Source organism: Amycolatopsis sp. WQ 127309 (assembly GCF_023023025.1).
Classification (GTDB): Bacteria; Actinomycetota; Actinomycetes; order Mycobacteriales; family Pseudonocardiaceae; genus Amycolatopsis.
On sequence record NZ_CP095481.1, the window covers coordinates 6,704,619 to 6,723,266 of the forward strand.

Annotated in this window: 18 protein-coding genes and 1 pseudogene; 11 read left to right on the forward strand and 8 right to left on the reverse strand. The window is 70.9% G+C overall.

The window, feature by feature from the left end; all coding sequences use genetic code 11:
• Positions 1-3 precede the first annotated feature (3 nt).
• The 3 genes from MUY22_RS30510 to MUY22_RS30520 form a co-directional block, all read right to left on the reverse strand.
• The gene (locus tag MUY22_RS30510; protein WP_247050297.1) at positions 4-1,374 is read right to left on the reverse strand and encodes an alpha/beta hydrolase; all 1,371 of its coding nucleotides are present in this window, start codon (positions 1,372-1,374) and stop codon (positions 4-6) included.
• A gap of 70 nt (positions 1,375-1,444) precedes the next feature.
• Complete coding sequence (locus MUY22_RS30515) at positions 1,445-1,903, reverse strand: DinB family protein (protein ID WP_247050299.1); 459 nt, start codon at positions 1,901-1,903, stop codon at positions 1,445-1,447.
• Positions 1,900-2,469, reverse strand: coding sequence for a bifunctional 2-polyprenyl-6-hydroxyphenol methylase/3-demethylubiquinol 3-O-methyltransferase UbiG (locus tag MUY22_RS30520; RefSeq protein ID WP_247050301.1), 570 nt, complete (start codon positions 2,467-2,469; stop codon positions 1,900-1,902). The genes MUY22_RS30515 and MUY22_RS30520 overlap by 4 nt, the downstream gene beginning before the upstream one ends.
• 67 nt (positions 2,470-2,536) lie before the next feature.
• Here MUY22_RS30520 and MUY22_RS30525 point away from each other — a divergent pair, with 67 nt between their 5' ends.
• Positions 2,537-3,157, forward strand: coding sequence for a helix-turn-helix domain-containing protein (locus MUY22_RS30525; protein ID WP_247050303.1), 621 nt, complete (start codon positions 2,537-2,539; stop codon positions 3,155-3,157).
• Here the strand turns inward: MUY22_RS30525 and MUY22_RS30530 are convergent.
• Entirely contained in the window at positions 3,110-3,502 is a 393-nt protein-coding gene (locus tag MUY22_RS30530; RefSeq protein ID WP_247050305.1) for a nuclear transport factor 2 family protein, read from the reverse strand. The genes MUY22_RS30525 and MUY22_RS30530 overlap by 48 nt on opposite strands.
• 54 nt (positions 3,503-3,556) lie before the next feature.
• On the opposite strand from MUY22_RS30530, the gene MUY22_RS30535 reads away from it, so the two are divergent.
• On the forward strand, positions 3,557-4,579 hold the full coding sequence (locus MUY22_RS30535) for an LLM class flavin-dependent oxidoreductase (RefSeq protein ID WP_247050307.1): 1,023 nt from the start codon (positions 3,557-3,559) through the stop codon (positions 4,577-4,579).
• A 156-nt stretch (positions 4,580-4,735) separates the two neighbouring features.
• Positions 4,736-6,517 (forward strand): AIPR family protein, encoded by a 1,782-nt coding sequence (locus MUY22_RS30540; protein ID WP_247050309.1) that lies wholly within the window; start codon positions 4,736-4,738, stop codon positions 6,515-6,517.
• Between the two features lie 169 nt (positions 6,518-6,686).
• Here the strand turns inward: MUY22_RS30540 and MUY22_RS30545 are convergent, their stop codons facing one another.
• From MUY22_RS30545 to MUY22_RS30560, 4 genes are read right to left on the reverse strand one after another with little or no spacing between them, the layout of a single operon-like run.
• Entirely contained in the window at positions 6,687-8,090 is a 1,404-nt protein-coding gene (locus MUY22_RS30545) for an MmgE/PrpD family protein (protein ID WP_247050311.1), read from the reverse strand.
• Positions 8,087-8,908: a cyclase family protein gene (locus MUY22_RS30550; protein ID WP_247050312.1), complete on the reverse strand. Its 822-nt coding sequence runs from the start codon at positions 8,906-8,908 to the stop codon at positions 8,087-8,089. The genes MUY22_RS30545 and MUY22_RS30550 overlap by 4 nt, the downstream gene beginning before the upstream one ends.
• The gene (locus tag MUY22_RS30555; RefSeq protein ID WP_247050314.1) at positions 8,905-9,714 is read right to left on the reverse strand and encodes a CoA ester lyase; all 810 of its coding nucleotides are present in this window, start codon (positions 9,712-9,714) and stop codon (positions 8,905-8,907) included. The genes MUY22_RS30550 and MUY22_RS30555 overlap by 4 nt, the downstream gene beginning before the upstream one ends.
• On the reverse strand, positions 9,711-10,898 hold the full coding sequence (locus tag MUY22_RS30560) for a CaiB/BaiF CoA-transferase family protein (RefSeq protein ID WP_247050316.1): 1,188 nt from the start codon (positions 10,896-10,898) through the stop codon (positions 9,711-9,713). Before MUY22_RS30560 ends, MUY22_RS30555 begins: the two co-directional genes overlap by 4 nt.
• Before the next feature lie 246 nt (positions 10,899-11,144).
• Here MUY22_RS30560 and MUY22_RS30565 point away from each other — a divergent pair, with 246 nt between their 5' ends.
• The 8 genes and pseudogenes from MUY22_RS30565 to MUY22_RS49495 form a co-directional block, all read left to right on the forward strand.
• Positions 11,145-12,389, forward strand: coding sequence for an ABC transporter substrate-binding protein (locus MUY22_RS30565; RefSeq protein ID WP_247050318.1), 1,245 nt, complete (start codon positions 11,145-11,147; stop codon positions 12,387-12,389).
• Complete coding sequence (locus MUY22_RS30570) at positions 12,386-13,399, forward strand: branched-chain amino acid ABC transporter permease (protein ID WP_247050320.1); 1,014 nt, start codon at positions 12,386-12,388, stop codon at positions 13,397-13,399. The genes MUY22_RS30565 and MUY22_RS30570 overlap by 4 nt, the downstream gene beginning before the upstream one ends.
• On the forward strand, positions 13,396-14,439 hold the full coding sequence (locus MUY22_RS30575) for a branched-chain amino acid ABC transporter permease (protein ID WP_247050322.1): 1,044 nt from the start codon (positions 13,396-13,398) through the stop codon (positions 14,437-14,439). Before MUY22_RS30570 ends, MUY22_RS30575 begins: the two co-directional genes overlap by 4 nt.
• Positions 14,436-15,170 carry an ABC transporter ATP-binding protein gene (locus MUY22_RS30580; protein WP_247050324.1) on the forward strand — a complete coding sequence of 245 codons (735 nt, stop codon included), beginning with the start codon at positions 14,436-14,438 and terminating at the stop codon, positions 15,168-15,170. The genes MUY22_RS30575 and MUY22_RS30580 overlap by 4 nt, the downstream gene beginning before the upstream one ends.
• Complete coding sequence (locus MUY22_RS30585; protein ID WP_247050326.1) at positions 15,157-15,858, forward strand: ABC transporter ATP-binding protein; 702 nt, start codon at positions 15,157-15,159, stop codon at positions 15,856-15,858. The genes MUY22_RS30580 and MUY22_RS30585 overlap by 14 nt, the downstream gene beginning before the upstream one ends.
• Complete coding sequence (locus MUY22_RS30590; protein ID WP_247050328.1) at positions 15,855-17,204, forward strand: MmgE/PrpD family protein; 1,350 nt, start codon at positions 15,855-15,857, stop codon at positions 17,202-17,204. The genes MUY22_RS30585 and MUY22_RS30590 overlap by 4 nt, the downstream gene beginning before the upstream one ends.
• Positions 17,204-17,839: an aspartate/glutamate racemase family protein gene (locus MUY22_RS30595; RefSeq protein ID WP_247050330.1), complete on the forward strand. Its 636-nt coding sequence runs from the start codon at positions 17,204-17,206 to the stop codon at positions 17,837-17,839. The genes MUY22_RS30590 and MUY22_RS30595 overlap by 1 nt, the downstream gene beginning before the upstream one ends.
• A pseudogene (locus MUY22_RS49495) lies at positions 17,836-18,642 on the forward strand (FAD-binding protein); the annotation flags it as partial. The gene MUY22_RS30595 and the pseudogene MUY22_RS49495, both read left to right, overlap by 4 nt.
• Between the last annotated feature and the right edge of the window lie 6 nt (positions 18,643-18,648).

Sequence of the window (18,648 nt, forward strand, 5' to 3'; positions counted from 1 at the left end):
CGATCAGGCCGGGCAGCTGACGTCGTGCCGCGGCGCCTTCAGCGTCAGCAGGTAGTCGTCCGTCACCGACCGAGTGCAGGTGTTGCGCGGGTAGACGCCGTGGCCCGAGCCTTCGTAGGTCACCAGCGTGGTGTTCGCCGGCGCTTGGCGGTGGATGTCGCGGGCCCAAGCGTACGGCGTCGCCGGGTCGTAGCGGGCGTTCAGCAGCAGGACCCGGGGCGCCCGCGCGAGGTCCAGCCGGTGCGGCGGGTTCGCGGGCGGGCCGGGGACGCCGAGGCACGCGGTCGCCTCTTCGTGGCTCGTCAGGCTGCCGCGCATGATCGGCCCCCGGCGCAGCTCTTCGGCACGCATCGCCGTGTACTGCCCGAAATCCCGGATCCGCAGGTCGAAGTCCTGGCACACGACGGCCAGGCGCAGGAACCGGTAGTTGTACTCGAACCGAGCCGTCACCGGTGCCTGGCCGGCGGCGGCGTCGGCGATCACCTGCGCCGCGTCGGCCCAGTCCGGGCCGCGCATGTCCGCGAACACCCGGTCGCGCACTTCCGTTCCGGCGGCGGCGAAGGCCCGTTCCCAGGTCGCCCGGACGTCCTGGCCGTGCAGCGCGCAGTCCGGCGTCCGCTCGCACCACGCGGCGAACTGCCCGAACAGCTCGTCCGCCGCGGCGGCCCGGTCGCCCGCGAAGTGCCGGAGGTCGACGCTGTGGTCGATGGAGCTGTCCAGGACCAGCGCGCGGACGTGTTCGCCGTACTTCTCGGCGTACTGCTGGCCGAGCAGCGTGCCGTAGGAGATGCCGTGGAAGCTGATCTTGTCCTCGCCGAGTGCGCGGCGGAGGGCGTCCAGGTCCTGGGCGTTGACGGCGGTGTCGGCGTGGTCGAAGACCGGCAGGTTGGCGGCGCGGCAGTCGGCGGTCACCTGCCGGTTGTACCGGCGCAGGGCGTCGAACTCCGCCCGGTTCGCGGGCTCGTCACCCGGCGGGGCGGCCGGGTCCTCGCACCGGATGAACGAGCTGCGGCCGGTGCCCCGCAGGTCGAGGCCCACGGTGTCGAACCGGGCCCGGACCTCGGGGCCGAAGTAGCCGGCCGACAGCGCGAACTCCGCGCCCGACGAACCGGGACCACCGGCGTCGGCCAGCAGCACCCCGATCCGGTGCGCCGGGTCGGTGGCCCGGTGCCGGGCCACCGCGAGGTCGATCGACGGGCCGTGGGGCCGGTTCCAGTCCAGCGGCACCCGCAGCGTGCCGCACTCGCCGTCCGGTGGCGTGGGGCTGTCCGGGTCGTCGGGGCAGGCGCCCCAGGTGATCGGTGACGGGCTCGCGTCCGCCGTGGCGGCCCCGGACAGCAGGAGCGCGCTCACCATCAGGACTGCGCCGAACACCCGCACGGGACCCTCCAGTGTTGCCGGTGAGTTTCCGACCGTAGGGGTGGTGTGGTCCGGGCCACAAGGCTCACCGGCCGGTCGTGCCGTCGGTGAGTTCCCGGAGGATGTCCGCGTGCCCTGCGTGGCGGGCGGTCTCTTCGACCAGATGGGTCAACGTCCAGCGCCGTGACGCGCGGCGCGGCCCCGGCGCACCGAGGTCGTCCCAGCCGGCGATCACCGCGTTCGCCCGTGCCGTGGTCGCGCGGTAGGCGGCGAGGATCTCCTCGGCGGTTTCGGCCGGCTTCGGCCGGAAGGTCGCCGGCCAGTTCGTGACGGCGACGCCGAGCAGCCAGTGGGCCTCGACGTGCGTGAGGTGCTTGACCAGGCCGAGCAGGTTCGTGCCCGACGCGACGCCGGGGGAGCGGACCTGCGGCTCGGGCACGCCCTCGGCCTTGGCGGCGACGGCGGCGCGCAGGTAGTCGAGGAAACCCACCAGCACCTGGACTTCCGCGGCCCCGGTGGCCGGTGGCCCGGCGTCGCGCGTCATCGCGTCCGCCGGACGAGCAGCACGTGGTCGGTGACGGTCGCGGTCTCGCCGGCGGGCCCGGTCGCCAGGCGCTCGGGACTGTCCGCGCGCTCGACCGCCCACCGCGCCGGGTCGAGGTCGAGCGTGGTCCGGACGCCCGCCTCACGGCTCCACGACCACGGCGCGGCGGACCCGTGGTCGACGACCAGCAGCCGTCCGCCGGGCCGCAGCGCTTCGGCGGCCCGGCGCAGCACCCGCTCACGCGGCAGCGGGAACGGCGTGTGCAGGTACTGCGCGGAAACGAGGTCGAAAGTGCCCTCGGGGAACGCGTCGGCCAGGTCGACGCGCACCGCCGTCACGGGCAGGCCTTCGGCCCGGTCCCGCAGGGATTCGACGGCGACGCCGGACAGGTCGACGGCCGTCACCCGCCACCCCCGGCGGGCCAGCCAGAGCGTGTCGCCGCCGGCGCCGCAGCCCAGGTCCAGCGCGTCACCGGTGGGCAGCGAGCCGGCGATCTCGGCGAGCAGCGGGTTCACCCGGTCCGCCTGCGGGGTCCGGTAGTGGTCGTCCCAGAAACGTACGTTCATGCCACCACCGTCACCCGGCGGTACCGCCGGGAGCACGAAAACTTGCCGTTCCGGCAAGATGGCGATCATGGCCGACATCGACGACGAGGTCCTGGACGCGGTCGGCCCGCGGCTGCGGGTGCTGCGCCGGCAACGCGGGTTCACCCTGGCCGACCTGACGGCGGCGACCGGGATCTCGGAGAGCACGTTGTCCCGGCTGGAAAGCGGCGGCCGCCGGCCCACCCTGGAGCTGCTCCTGCCGCTGGCGCGCACCTACGGCGTCCCGCTGGACGACCTGGTCGGCGCGCCCCGCACCGGCGACCCGCGGATCCACCTGCGGCCGATCCGCCGCCACGGCATGACGTTCGTGCCGCTGACCCGCCGGGCCGGCGGGCTGCAGGCGTTCAAGATGCTCATCCCGGCTCGCGGCGAACCCGCCGAGCCGGCACCGCAGACGCACGGCGGCTACGAGTGGGTCTACGTCCTCGACGGCCGGCTGCGGCTGGTGCTCGGCGACCGCGACCTGGTCCTGCCCGCCGGCGAGGCCGCCGAGTTCGACACGGCGCTGCCGCACTGGCTCGGCTCGGCCGACGGCCGGGCCGTCGAGACCCTCGTCCTGTTCGGACCGCAGGGCGAACGCGCCCACGTCCGGGCCCGTTCGTCAGCCGCGGCCCGGGATGGGCTCGGCCAGCTCGGCCCGGGCGGGTGACGCCGGGAACGGGTCGGCGAAGTACTGGGTCTCGTGCGTCACGAACCCGTCGGTGAACTCCATGACGCTCACCGAATGGGTGGCCGCGCCGTCGTAGGTGATCACGCACTCGCTCACCCAGAAGTCGCCGCCACCGGAGATCCGGCCGATGGCGAAGTGCCGTTCGGCCGGGTGGCCGCCGCGTTGCGCCTGGATCTTGGCGCGGCCCCGGAAACGCTCGCCGGACTGGGGGTAGTCCAGGACCGCGTCGACGGCGTAGATCGCGTGCTCGGTGTCGACGTCCCCGTGCTCGGAGGCCGTCCAGTGCTCCTCGATCCGGGCGCGGGTCTCGGCGTCACGAGTCATGCGACGCAGGTTACCCGGGGGAATCAAACCGGGCCCCCGGACGCTGGGACGTGCGTGAAGAAGATTGGTTTCCTCTCGTTCGGCCACTGGTCGGCGAGCGCGCACTCCGAGACCCGGTCGGCCGCCGACTTCCTGCACCAGTCGATCGACCTGGCGGTCGCGGCCGAGGAGCTGGGCGTCGACGGCGCGTACTTCCGCGTGCACCACTTCGCGCGGCAGGCGGGCAGCCCGTTCCCGCTGCTCTCGGCGATCGGCGCGCGGACGTCGAAGATCGAGATCGGCACCGGCGTGATCGACATGCGCTACGAGAACCCGCTGTACATGGTCGAGGACGCCGGCGCGGCCGACCTCATCTCGCGCGGCCGGCTGCAGCTCGGCGTGAGCCGGGGATCCCCCGAGCAGGTGATCGAGGGCTGGCGCTACTTCGGCTACGCCCCGGCCGAGGGCGAGACCGAAGCCGACATGGCCCGGGAGCGCGTCGAGGTCTTCCTCAAGCTGCTCGAAGGCGAGGGGTTCGCGCAGCCGAACCCGCGCCCGATGTTCGCCAACCCGCCGGGCCTGCTGCGGCTCGAGCCGCACTCCGAGGGCCTGCGCGAGCGCATCTGGTGGGGCTCGAGCTCCAACGCGACGGCCGTCTGGGCCGCGAAGCTGGGCATGAACCTGCAGAGCTCCACGCTGAAGGACGATGAGACGGGCGAGCCGCTGCACGTCCAGCAGCGCAAGCAGATCGAGGTCTACCGCGAAGCGTGGAAGGAAGCCGGCCACGCGCGGGAGCCGCGGGTGTCGGTCAGCCGCAGCATCTTCGCGCTGACGAACGACCTGGACCGCGCCTACTTCGGCCGTGACCGGAACTCCCGTGACCAGGTCGGCATGATCGACGAGAACACCCGCGCGATCTTCGGCCGCTCGTACGCCGCCGAGCCGGACGAGCTGATCCGCGAGCTGAAGGAGGACGAAGCCGTCCAGGCCGCGGACACGCTGCTGCTGACCATCCCGAACCAGCTCGGCGTCGACTACAACGCCCACGTGCTGGAAAGCATCCTGACCCACGTGGCCCCGGCGCTCGGCTGGCGCTGAGCACGCGCTGCAGGTTGGACGGCGCCGGTGGCGTTCATCGATTGATGTACCTCTAACCGGTTGCGGTCACGGTAGGGTCAAGGTCGGGTGCACCTTGGCCCTGCCGAGTGGTTCGAGCTGAACCGCTTCCCCGCCGGCCTTTGAGGAAGAGAGTAGATGCACACCCTCACAAGCAAGCGCGTCGTGAAGTTCTCGCGAAACTTCGGCTTCGGCGGAACCGAGGCTGAGCAGTTCGAACGATACGTCGCGGCAAACTACCTGTTCCAGTACGTGGGCGACGACGTGGAACTGATTGAGCGTTCAGTTCTCGGCGGTGGTAGCGATGAGGGTATCGACATCGCCGCGGTAGTTGTCAACGGCAGGATCGTCTTTGAGCCAGAAGAGATTGACGAACTCATCGCGGAGCAGGGGGCGAACTCCGCGAAAGTGATCTTCATCCAAGCGAAGACGAGTGAGTCATATGATTCGAAACTGATCGCGAAGTTCCTGCATGGCGTCGAGGCCGTGACAAAGTATGCGATGAAGCCCAAGAGTTTAAAACTTCCTCCGCGATTGGTTGACGTGGCAATCCTGATTGACCGAATCGCCGAGAGTGGTGACAAGTTTCAGGATAGTCGAATTCCATGCGAGCTTTACTATGTCACGACCAGTTCCAACGACGGTAGGAGTGCACAAGCTGAACTTCAGGTCACGGAGGCGATAGGGCGTATTCGAGAGATTGGGGCCTACTCTGAAGATTTCAAGCTCCGCACTCATGGGTACGAGGAACTCGCCGCCAAACAAAAGGAACGCCACGGGCCTCAGAACGTTCAATTCAACTTCGAGAAGCGTCAAACAATCCCGGCAACGGACAGGGTGAGTGAAGCTTATATAGGGTTGGTGTCCGCAAGTGAACTCTTGAAACTTCTCAAGGATGACTCCGGCGATGTCCGTTCTGGCATATTCGACGACAATGTTCGCCTCGATCTCGGTGCTCAAAACTCAGTCAATAGTCGAATTATGGGGACTCTGCGGTCGGCGGAGCGTGAGCACTTTCCCTTTTTGAACAATGGTTTGACGATCATTGCGACCGAACTCCGTGGACTCGGGGACAGATTTTTCATCTCGGGCTATCAGATTGTCAACGGCGGGCAGACGAGCCATCAGCTTATCCGGTGGGCTGAAACTGAAGAGGTGAAGAATTTCCCTCAGTTGATGTTGGATCTGTGGGTTCCCGTCAAGATTGTGAGTTCGAACGATTCGGGTGTTCGAACGAGCGTTTCGATTGCGACTAACCTTCAGACCGCGATCGGGTCTTCGGATATACAGGCCAGCTCGCAGGTGGCGAAGAATGTTGAAGAGTACTTTGCTCAGTCGGGCGCGGACGGGCTGCGTTATGAACGTCAGAATCGTGGTGCGGCACTTGAATTCGCTCGAACGCGTGTGGTGACAACACCTGAATTGAATCGCGCTGTCGCGGCTACGCTTTTCGGGGAGTCGTCACGTGCTATCGGATCGCCGAAGGATCTTGAGGTTGAGGACGCATTTGTATGGGGGGAGCGTCCTGAAGAGACCTACTATTATGCAGCATGGATCATCTATCGTATTGATAGGTACTTTGCTCGAACTCCGGAGTCGACGACGTTGAAGGCTGCCAAGTATCATCTTTCGATGATGGCTTCGGCGCTCGTAAACCCGGAACTTATTCCGCTATTTGAGGCGGGAGACATCGATGCTGTGGCCAGTAGGCTGGCGAGGCCGAAGAGGCTTAGCTTTCGAGTGGTCGAGAAGAAGTTTTCTGATGAGATCGAAGGTGCGATTGCATTGGCTGCGGAGCTTACGGCCGATCTGTTCCGGACCGTGCTCTCCGAAGGTCGGAGCCTCCGGAAAGACGACGTGCGGAGCAGGAAGAGCCAGGAAGCTCTCTTGCAGAAGGTGAAGGCGCTTAACAAGAACTAACTGCTGCCGGGTAGGTTGGAGAGAGGTGTTGCTGCTGCTTAGTGCGCAGTGCAACGCCCACGTGCTGGAGAGCATCCTCACTCACGTGGCCCCGGCGCTCGGCTGGCGCTGACCCAGACCCGTCGTGAGTGTTCAGGGCGGTTAGAACCGCCCTGAACACTCACGACCGTCAGGTGCGCAGGAGTGCGGTCAGCTCGCCGAGGTCGGCCAGCTCGGCCAGGCCGTACGTCAGTTCGGTGACGCGCGTGCTGACCTCTGTGGGGAGCACTCGGGCCGCGTTCAGGCGGAACTTCGTGGCCAGCTCTTCCGCCGACAGCGGGTTTTGCGGGCCGCCGCGGTTGGCGTCGACCCGCTCCTCCAGCTCACGGCCGTCGCGCAGGCGTACCCGGAGGACCGCCGGGAACTGGTGGGGGAAGATCTCGTCGCACCTCGCGTCCGGGACGCACGTCACCTTCGCCGCCAGGGCCAGGCGCGCCGGATCCGCCGCGGCCTCGTCGGTGAAGTCGTCGTGGAAGACGCCCAGGCCGCCGCCGCCCAGCAGGCCCGCCGCGACCGTGTACGGGCCCGAGAACGCCGCGTGGTAACCCGACTTCGGGCGGATCTTGTCCGCGCGCGGCTCGGCGATCGTGCGCAGCACCGACGTCGGCGCGCCCAGCTCCAGAGCGACGATCTCCGCCGGGTCGACACCCAGCGAACGCAGGCGCCGGGCCGCGTCGATGCCCGCGTGGGTGAAGTGGTTGCAGGGGTACGGCTTGAAGAAGATCCCCGGCAGCTCCCAGCGCTCGCCGAGGCCGTCGACGATCGCGTCCACATCGGACTGGTCGCCGCAGAACGCCTGCAGCAGGCCGAACCGTCCTTCGAGGACGGTCGGCGGGCCGGTGATGCCGTGACGGGCCATGCCGGCCGCCGTCACGGCGCCGTGGGCGGCCCAGCCGCAGTGGATGCGTTTCACCGTGCCGCCCGTGCGGTTCGCCTCCAGCAGGCCCGAGCCCATGCTGGCCGCGATGCCAAGCGCGTCGGCAATGCCAGAAGCGTCCACATCGGACAGCATCGCCGCGGCCGCCGCCGCGCCGAGGGCACCGCAGATCGCCGTCGCGTGCAGGCCGCGTTCGAAGAAGACGGAGTTGCCCAGTTCCTCGTCGTAGCCCGCCATCCCGAGCCGGACCGTGATCTCGACGCCGACGCCGATCGCGTCGAGCAGCTGGGCTCCGGTCGCCCCGCGGGACTCCGCGACGGCCAGCGCGGCCGGCACCACCGTCGCCGACGGGTGCAGCACCGACGGCAGGTGCGTGTCGTCGAAGTCGAGCGAGTGCGCGAGGGTGCCGTTCAGCAGCGCCGCGCTCGGTTCCGGCAGCCGGTCGCCGGTGCCGATCGCCGTCGCCCGGCCGGTGCCGCCCCACTCCCTGACCAGCGCGCCGACGGCCGCCGCGGGACGCTCCGACGTCGCGGCCAGGCTGTTGCCGAGGACGTCGAGGACGCGCCGCGCGGCGTCGTCCCGCAGCTCCGGCGGCAGGCCCTTGGCCCGCACCGACGTCGCGAACGCGGCCAGCTGCTGGACGATCGTCGCGCTCACGCCGTCACCGCCGCGAGGGGACGCACGGGGGAGCCGGTGCCGCCGACGATCCGCAGCGGCGCCAGCACGAACACGAACTCGTGAAGGCCTTCGGCCGCGACGGCCTCCAGGTTCAGGTGCTCCAGGATGAAGATGCCCGACTCCACGAGCAGGATCCGGTGCACCGGCAGCACGGCGTGCCCGGCCCCGGCCGGGATCTGCTCGTAGGCGGTCGTGTCCGCGCCGGTCGCGACGACACCGCGTGCCGCCAGCCACTCCGCCGCCGACGTCGTCGCGCCGGGGACACCGGTCTCCTTGCCCAGGTACGTCGTCGCGTCGTCGAAGTTCCGCGCCCAGCCGGTGCGGATCAGCGCGACGTCGCCGGCGCCGGGTTCGGTGCCGGCCAGCTTCGCGGCCGCGTCCAGGTCGTCGGCCGTGACGCCGTACCCCGGTTCCAGCGTGGGGACGTCGTGCACCGCGGCGACGTCCAGCAGCACCGCGCGCCGCAGCAGGCCGGGCAGGTTCTCCGCGCCGTGCGTGCGGAACACGCCGCCTTGCTGGGCTTCGGCCGCATCGACGTCGCCGTGGAGCTTGCCGTCGTGGCTGACGTGCGAGAGCGCGTCGATGTGGGTGCCGACGTGCCCGCCGGTCACGATGATCTCGTTGGCGGCCGACCCGCCGTCCGGGCGGCGCATGTCGCCGTGACGGCGGATCAGCGTCATCCGGAACCCGGGGTGGTTCGGCGAGCAGGGCATGCCGGTGAAGAACGGCTGCCCGAGCTCGATCAGCCGGACCCCGCCGGCGATCGCCGACAGCAGCGGATCCTGGGGTCGTGTCATGAGTGCTGGCCTTCCTTTTCTTCCGCCTCCGCGAGCGCGAGCACCCACCGGGCGCGCGCCACGATCGCGGCGTCGACGAACTGTCCGTTGTGGTCGATCCAGGCGGCCGAGCCGGCCGACGAGAGCAACTCGCGTGCCCACGCCGTCTCGGCCGGATCGGGCGCGAAAGCCTGGTGCACCACGGGAATCTGGGTTGGGTGGATCACCGAGCGTCCGAAGAACCCGGCCCGCCGCCCGGCTTCGGTGCTCGCGCGCAGGCCGTCGAGGTCGCGCACAGCGGTCCAGACGCTCTGCACCGGGCTCGGCAGCCCGGCCGCCCGCGCGGCGACGACCACCCGGGACCGCGGCCAGGTCAGCGCGTCCCCGCCGGCGACGCGCAGGTCCGCGGCCAGGTCGGCCTCACCGAGGGAGATCCCGGCGACGAGCGGGTGCGCGGTGGCGATGACCAGCGCGTTCTCGACGCCCAGCGCCGATTCCAGCACCGGGTACACCGGCACGCCGAGCGCGTCGGCGACGCGGCGCAGCTCGCCCGGGTCCTCGCACTTGGGCACCCGCACCCCGGCCGGGGCCAGCGGAGCCAGCGCCGCGATGTCGGCCTCGCCGGCGTCGGTGCCCGGCGCGTTGATCCGGACGAACGCGGTCGCGCCGTCGCCCAGCGCGGCCAGCGCGTTCCGCCGGGCGCCGTCCTTCGCGGCCGCGGCGACGGCGTCCTCGATGTCGATGATGACGGCGTCCGCCGGGCCGGCCAGAGCCTTCGTGATCCGGTCCGGCCGGTCGCCCGGGACGTAGAGCCAGCTGCGGATCACTTGATGACGCCTTTTTCGCGCAGGGCGGCCAGTTCCGGCTCGCCCAGGCCGTAGCGCCCGAGGACTTCGGCGGTGTGCGCGCCGAGCGGCGCCCCGGCCGTGGTGAGGTGCCCGGGTGTCTCCGACAGCCGGAACAGCACGTTCTGCATCTTCACCGGCCCCAGCTCGTCGTCCTCGACGGTGGCGATGCTGTTCAGCGCGGCGAACTGCGGGTCGGCCATGACGTCGGCGGCGGTGTAGATCGGCGCGACGGCGGCCTGGGCCTGTTCGAACGCCTGGACGACGTCGTCGCGGTCGCGGTCGGCGATCCACGAGCCGACGGCGTCGTCGAGCAGGTCGGCGTGCTGCGCGCGCTCCGAGCCGCTGGCGAACCACGGCTCGTCGATCAGCTCCGGGCGCCCGACCAGCCGCATCACGCGCTCGGCGATCGACTGGGCGCTGGTGGAGATGGCCACCCAGCTGCCGTCGCGGGTGCGGTAGGTGTTGCGCGGCGCGTTGTTCGTGGACCGGTTGCCGGTGCGCGGCTGCAGCGTGCCGAGCTGGTCGTAGGCGATGATCTGCGGCCCGAGCAGGGTGAGGATGGGCTCGATGATGGCGAGGTCGACGACCTGCCCGCGGCCCGTCTGATCCCGGGCCCGCAGCGCGGTCAGCACGGCGTAGGCGGTGGTCAGCGCGGCGATGCCGTCGGCCAGGCCGAACGGCGGCAGGGTCGGCGGGCCGTCGGGCTCGCCGGTGATCGCGGCGAACCCGCTCATCGCCTCGGCGAGCGTGCCGAAGCCGGGGCGCTTCGCGTACGGGCCGACCTGGCCGAACCCGGTCACGCGCGTGAGCACCAGGCCGGGGTTGATCTCGCGCAGCACGTCGTACCCGAGGCCCCAGCGCTCCAGCGTGCCCGGGCGGAAGTTCTCCACGACGACGTCGGCGTCGGCGACCAGTTTCTTGAAGATCTCCTGGCCCTCGGGGGAGCCGAGGTAGAGGGTGATCGCCTTCTTGCCGCGGCCGAGCATCTTCCACCAGAGGCCGACGCCGTCGCGCTGCGCGCCGTGGCTGCGGACCGGGTCGCCCTTCGGGTGCTCGATCTTGATCACCTCGGCGCCGAAGTCGCCCAGCAGCGTCGCGGCCAGCGGGCCGGCGAACAGGGTGGCGGTGTCGAGCACCCGGATCCCTGACAAAGCGCCCGTCATGGGGCGTACCTGCCTTTCTCGTCCGACGGCCCGGGAGTGGGTGCCCGTTTCGCCGGGGGGAACAACTGTGAACGTCGTGTTTCGTGGTGACGTCTCTCCGTGTTCCCCAAGTTCGCACTGATCATGCGCGTACGTCAAGTTATGCGCAGATGTTGACCTGACGTCGGGCCGGGTGTCACGATGACCGATAACAAATCTGGCGTTTCGCTTAGCGGAACGGCAGCCCTTCCAGTGGGAAGAGGTGACATGTCCGCACGAAAACTCGTCGCGACGCTCGGCGCGTGCGCCCTGCTCGCGACCGGGTGCGGGGGCTCGGCGCCGATGGGGGCCGGCGGCGCGGCCGCGGGGCGGGACGAGGGCCCGGTGAAGATCGGCGCGCTGCACCCGGTCAGCGGCTCGAACGCGGTCGACGGCCTGCAGATGCGCCGCGGCGCGCAGCTGGCGGTCGACGCGATCAACGCCGCCGGCGGCATCTCCTCGCTCGGCGGCCGCAAGGTCGAGCTGGTCACCGGCGACACCCAGGGCAAGGCCGACATCGGCCAGAGTGAGGCGCAGCGGCTGATCTCGGCCGGCGCGGTGAGCCTGGTCGGCACCTACCAGAGCGCCGTGAGCACCAACGTCGCCGTCGTGGCCGAACGCAACCGGGTGCCGTTCGTGATGGACGTGACCGCGTCCGACGCGATCTTCGCCCACGGCTACCAGTACTCGTTCCGCGTCCAGCCGGGCAGCAACGCGATCGCGACGGCCGCCGCGCAGTACCTGAAAGCGGTTTCGGAGCAGGCCGGGAAGCCCGTCCGCAAGGTCGCGTTCCTGCACGAGCAGAGCGACTTCGGCACCGGCGCGGCCGACGCCTTCACCGCGGCCGCGAAGCAGCTCGGCATCGGCGTCGGGCCGAACATCAGTTACGACGCCACCACCGTCAGCGACCTGACCGCGCAGATCACCCAGGTCAAGGCGTCCGGCGCGGACGTGCTGGCCGTCGCCGGCTACTACCGCGACAGCCTGCTGGCGGCCAAGGCGATCGCCTCGGTGAAACCGGATCTCAACGCGGTCTGGGGCGTCTCGAACGGCGCGTACGACCAGCCGAAGTTCGTCGCCGACGCGGCCGCGCTCGGCAACCTCTACTTCAGCGCCAACTACCACTACGACGCGACCAATCCCGAGACCGTCGCGCTGCGCGAGAAGTACCAGCAGCAGTACGGCGACCCGATGCGCACCGGCGCGGTCCTGTCCTACGACGCCGTCCAGGTCATCGCGCACGGCGTCGAGCAGGCCGGCAGCACCGACCCGGAGAAGGTCCGGGACGCGATCGCCGCCGCCCAGGTCGCGCCGCTGACCGTCGGTCGCGGGCAGATCGAGTTCGCCCCCAACGGTGACAACCGCAACGCCTTCCCGGTGCTGATGCAGGTCCGGGACGGGCGCGTCCAGCAGGTCTATCCCCCCGAAAAAGCCGAATCCCGGCCCGACTACAGGGTGGCGTGGCGCCCATGACCGAACTCGACACCGGGGCGCCCGTCGTCCCCGAAACCGCACCTCCCGACCGGAAATCGAAGGAGCGCAAGGGTTTCCTCCGCCGCGCCGGCATCGTCGCCGCGATCCTCGTGCTCGCGGTCGTCGTCGCGCTGCTGCAGTCCGGCAGCGGCCTGGTCGTCTGGCAGTCGGTGGTCACCGGCATCCTGACCGGCGGGCTCTACGGCCTGATCGCGATGGGGCTTACGCTGATCTTCGGCGTGCTCGACATCGTGAACTTCGCCCACGGCGCGTTCCTCGCGGTCGCGATGTTCATCTCCTTCGGCATGGTGCAAGCGACCGGACTGCACCCGTACCTCACGATCGTCGTGGCCGTCCCGGTGCTGTTCCTGCTCGGCGCGGCCGTGCACCGCGGGCTGCTGTCCGGGGCGGGCGGCCGGTCGCTGGAGAACCAGCTGCTGATCACGCTCGGCCTGTCGCTGCTGCTGGAGAACGGGCTGCAGATGTTCTTCGGCGCCGAGCCCAAGACCATCACGCTGCCCGGCGACTTCCAGTTCCCGTTGCTGGGCGCGGTGGTCGCGGGCTCGCGGCTGTACGCGTTCCTCGGCGCCGTCGTGCTCGGCGGGCTGTTGTACTGGCTCCTGCGGCGCACCCGGCTGGGCACGGCGATCCGCGCGGTCGCCGCGAACGCGCCGGGCGCGGCACTGGTCGGCATCAACGTCCGCCGGATGCACACGCTGACCTTCGCGATCGGCACGGCGTGCGCGGGTGCCGCGGCCGTGCTCGCCGGCCCGCTCGTGACCGTGACGCCGACGCTGGGGGACCAGTTCACCATCACGGCGTTCGTCGTCGTGGTGCTCGGCGGCATGGGCAACGTCGCGGGCGCGCTCGTCGGCGGCCTGCTGATCGGGCTGGTCGAGCAGCTCACGACGATCTACCTCGGTGGCCAGAGCTCCCTGCTCGGCGTGTTCGTGGTCTTCGTGCTGGTGCTCTTCCTCCGCCCGCAAGGTTTGTTCGGGAGGCGAGCATGACCATCACGATCGCCCCACCGAGCAACGCGGACGTCGTCAAAGCACCGCCGTTGCGGCCGCAGAACCGGCAGTTCGCGATCCTCGCCGTCCTCGTGGTGGTCGCGATCCCGCTGCCGCTGATCCTGCCCGCCGCGCAGGGCGCCGTCGCCGTGCGGATCCTGATCTTCCTGCTGATGGCCGTCGGCTGGAACATCATGAGCGGCTTCGGCGGGATGTTCAGCTTCGGCCACGCCGCCTACTTCGGCCTGGGCGCTTACACCAGCGCGTACCTGCTGGTGAAGCACAACGTGTCGCCGTGGATCGGGATGCTGGCCGGGATGGCGGTGGCCGCCGCGGTCGCGGTGGTCATCGGCTACTTCTCCTTCCGCTACAAGCTGCAAGGCGCGTACTTCGCGCTGGCCACCTTCGCATTCGCGGAGATGCTGCGGCTGATCGTCACGAGCAGCGCGTTCGCCAACAAGTCCGTCGGCTACAGCGTGCCGCTGATCCAGGGCTCGTCGTTGTGGCAGATCCAGTTCCCGGCCGACTCGCCCGCCTACTTCTGGGTGGCGCTCTTCCTGGCCGGGGCGGCGGTCGCGATCAGCATCGGCTTCCTGCACTCCCGCGCCGGCCGGTACGTCACGGCGATCCGCGACGACGAGCTGGCGGCGGCGTCCCTGGGCGCCCCGGTGTTGCGGCACAAGCTGATGACGGTCGCGCTGTCGGCCGCGATCACCGCCGTGGCGGGCGCGTTCTACACGCAGTACTACCTGTTCGTGAACCCCGATCTCGGGTTCGGCTCGGCCATCTCGATCCAGGCGATCGTGCCCGTCGTCATCGGCGGCATCGGCACGGTGTGGGGCCCGGTGGTCGGCGCGATCATCATCGGCTCGCTCACCGACGTCACCGCGACCCTGCTGCGCACGCCACCGGGGTTCCTGGACTTCCTGCAGGGCCGCAGCGGCCTGGACGTCGTGCTGTACGCCGTGCTCGTGATCCTCATCGTGCGGCTGCTGCCCAAGGGGATCGTCGGAACTCTCGCTGCGAGGTGGCGACGATGAGCATCGTCGAGGTGAGCGGCGTCGGCAAGGCGTTCCGCGGGGTGCACGCACTGTCCGATGTGGACGTCGACGTCGCCGAGGGCGAGATCCTCGGCGTCATCGGGCCCAACGGCGCGGGCAAGACCACGCTGTTCAACGTGATCTCCGGAGCGCTGCCGCCGGACACCGGGCGGGTGCGGCTGGCGGGCGACGACGTCACCGGCCACGCGCCCGACCGGATCGCCCGCGCCGGGATGGTCCGCACGTTCCAGCTGATGCGGCCGTTCGCGAGCATGACGGTGGCGCAGAACGTCAGCCTCGCCGCGCAGCACCACCGGCTGAGCGCCAAGGCGCTGCGGGAGCACTCCCTGGACGTCGTCGAGCGGGTGGGGCTCGGGCCGTGGGCCCACCGCGCCGCGACCGACCTGCCGACCGCCGGGCTCAAGCGCCTCGAACTGGCTCGTGCGCTGGCGACCCGGCCGAAGGTCCTGCTGCTCGACGAGGTGCTCGCCGGGCTGGTCCCGGCCGAGCGCGAACCGGTGCTCGACCTGCTCGCCGGCCTGCGTGAGCAGGAGGGCGTCACGCTGGTGTTCATCGAGCACATCATGGCCGCGGTGATGCGGCTGGCCGACCGGGTGCTCGTGCTCGACCAGGGCCGCGTGCTGGCCGTCGGCTCGCCCGCCGAGGTCACCAGCGACCCCCGGGTCATCGACGCCTACCTGGGTGAGGAGCCGACCCATGCTGACGCTTGAGAAGGTGTGCGCCGGGTACGGCCGGATGCGGATCCTGCACGACGTCGACCTGCGCCTCGACGCCGGCGAGATCGTCGCGCTCGTCGGCGCGAACGGCGCCGGCAAGACCACGACCCTGCGCAGCATCTGCGGCCAGCTCAAGCCGCTGTCGGGCACGATCACGCTCGACGGCACGCCGACCGCCGGGCGCCGTCCGGACCAGCTGGTGCGCGACGGCCTGGTGCACGTGCCCGAGGACCGGGCGCTGTTCGGCACGCTGACCGTCGAGGAGAACCTGCGGATGGGCGCGTGGACCCGCACGCCCGCGCAGGCCGCGACCTCGCTGGCCGAGGTCTACGAGCTGTTCCCGGTGCTCGCCGAGCGCCGGACGCAGACCGCGCAGACGTTCAGCGGCGGGCAGCAGCAGATGCTCGCGATCGGCCGCGCGCTGATGGCTGGGCCGCGGCTGCTGATGCTCGACGAGCCGTCGACCGGGCTTTCGCCGAAACTGACCTGGACCGTACTGGAGGCGGTACGGCGGATCCGGGACAGCGGGGTGGCGGTGCTGCTGGTCGAGCAGAACGCGAAGCAGGCGCTGGCCATCGCCGATCGGGCGTACGTGCTGGAGAGCGGATCGACGGTGCTGGAGGGCACCGGCGCCGCGCTCGCCGGCGACAACCGGGTCAGGAAGGCGTACCTGGGACTGTGAAACGTGAACGAGCGGCTTCCGCCACCGCGGACCTCGGCGCGTGGGTGTCCGAACTGGACGTCACGGGCGTCCCGGCCGCGGTGCTGGACCGGCTTTCCCTCGTCCTGTTCGACGTCGTCGGCGTCACCGCATTGGGTGCTTCTCTGCCGGAACAGCGGGCGCTGGCCGGCGCCTGGAACGCGCCTCCCGGACCGGCGCCGCTGATCGGCGGCGGCCGGCTGGTGACGACGGACGCGGCGGCCTGGCTCAACGCCGTGGCGCTCGTCTCGCTGGAGCTGGACGAGGGCCACAAGTACGCCAAGGGCCATCCCGCCGCCCACGGCTTCCCCGCGGTGCTGGCACTGGCGGCCGAACTGGACAGCACCGGCGCGGACACGGCGGCGGCGCTGCTGGCCGCCTACGAGGTCGCCGCGCGGTTCGGCCGCGCGACCACCTTGCGCGCGGGCGCGCACCCGCACGGCAGCTGGGGCGTCCCCGGCGCGGCGGCCGGGTGTGCCCGGCTGCTCGGCCTCCCGCCCGGCGCGGTCGCGGCCGCGATCGACACCGCGGCCGGAATGGGCATCGCCGGGCACTTCGACTCGGCGACGCAGGGCAACCCGGTGCGCAACGCGTGGCTCGGCGCCTCGGCGACGTCCGGGCTCGCCGCCGTACGGATGGCCGTGGCCGGGATGGCCCGCACCACCGGCACGGCCGCGCTCTCGCTCGGCACGGTGCTCGGCGAGTTCGAACCGGCCGAGCTGACCGCGGACCTCGGCACGCGCTGGGACATCTCGCGCGGTTACTTCAAGCGCCACGCGTCGTGCTCGTTCACCCACCCCGCCGCCGACGCCGTGCTCGACCTGCGCGCGCATCCGGCGTTCCGGGCCGACGGGATCACGCACGTCCTGGTGGAGACCTACGTCCTGGGCGTCGGACTGTCCGATGTGGATTGGTCCAACCGGCTCTCGGCGATGTTCTCCACGCCGTTCGTGGTCGCGACCGCGGCACTGACCGGCGAGGTCGGGCCGACCAGCCCGCTGGACGACGCCGACGTGCGGGCCCTGGCGAGCCGCGTACGCCTGGTCGAGGCGGCCGACCTCACCGCACGGCTCCCGGACGAGCGCGCCGCCCGCGTGACCATCGCCTTCGACGACGGCGCCTCGCTCACCCGCGAGGTGCCCAACCCGGTCGGCGACGCCGACCACCACCCGCTGACCGAGCCCGACCTGGCCGATCTGCTCGAGTCCTGGCTGCCCGCGCACGTCGTGGAACAGGCCGCGGCGCTGGGGCGCGACCTGCCCGGCCTGCCCCGCGTCGGCGCGGCGCTGCGCGAGCTGGCCGGGACCGACGAGAAGGAGCTGAGCTGATGCGTGCCCTCGCGGTGACGCCCATCCACCTGCCGCCCGAGGAGATCCGGCGGCGCCAGGAGCGGTACGACCGGCTCGCACCGCCGGGCCTGGAGATCGAGCTGCGGGACGTCGGCCCGGCAGCGCCGAAGACCCTGGACACGGACGCGTCCATGCGCGTCTCGGAGAACGCCGTCGCCGCCGTGCTCGCGACCGCCGGTGACGGCTGGGACCTGGCCTTCCCGGACTGCGTGCTGGACCCCGCGGTACCCGACGCCGTCGCCGAACCCGCGTTGCCGGTGCACGGCCTGCTCAAGCTGTCGGCCACCTACCTCGCCGCGAAGGGCGTGCGGTTCGGCGCGGTCGTGCGCAACGAAGCGATCGCCGGGGAGTTCTCGAAGCGCATCGCCGCCTACCGGCTGACCGAGTACCTCGCCGGGATCCGCGTGCTGGACCTGCCGTTCTCCGCGATCGCCGAGACCGAGACGTGGAACGCGGCGCTCGGGACGGCCGTGCGCGAGCTGGCCGGCCTGGGGGCGACGGCGGTGATCAACGGCTGCTCGGCCGTCGACGTCGAGCCCGCCGACCTGCCCGCGCGGATCGTCGACCCGACGGCGCTGGCGATGCGGCTGCTGGCCGTCGAGGAGCAGCCGTGACCGACGGACCCGACCTCGTCGTCGCCGGTGCGGGCGGCGGGCTCGCCGGGGCCCTGCGCGCGGCCGAACTCGGGCTCTCCGTCCTCGTGGTCGAGGCGAGTGAGCACTTCCGGCGGGGCAACAACACCTCGATGTCCACGGCGATGTTCCCCGGCGCCGGGTCCCGCTGGCAAGCGTCGGAGGGCGTGGACGACTCACCCGAGAAGTTCGTCGCCGACATCATGGCCAAGACGCACGGGCAGGCCGACCCACGGCTGGCCCGGACGCTGGCCGAGGTGAGCGCCCCGCTGGTCGAGTGGCTCGCGGACTCCGCCGGGCTGCCGTTGTCGCTGGTCACGGACTTCAACTACCCCGGCCACGCCGTACCCCGTTGCCACTCGATCCCGGGCCGGCACGGCTCCGGCGTCATCGACCACCTCGCCCGGCGCGCGACCGAGCACGAGAACGTCGAGCTGCTCGCGCCCGCCCGGCTGACCGACGTCCTGTCCGATGTGGACGGTGTGCGCGCGGTCGTCGTCCGGTACCCGGACGGGACCGAGGAGGAGATCCCGACCCGGGCGGTGTTGCTGGCCACCAACGGCTTCGGCGCCGACGCGGACCTCGTCGAACGGCACCTGCCGGAGATCGCGGGGGCGCTGTACCAGGGGAGTGACCAGTCGCTCGGCGACGCGTTGCGCATCGGCGAAAAACTGGGCGCCGCCAACGGGTTCCTCGACGCGTACCAGGGCCACGGCGCCGTCGCGGCCAACGCGGGCACGCTCGTCGGCTGGGCGACGATCATCCACGGCGCGATCCTGGTCGACCTCGAA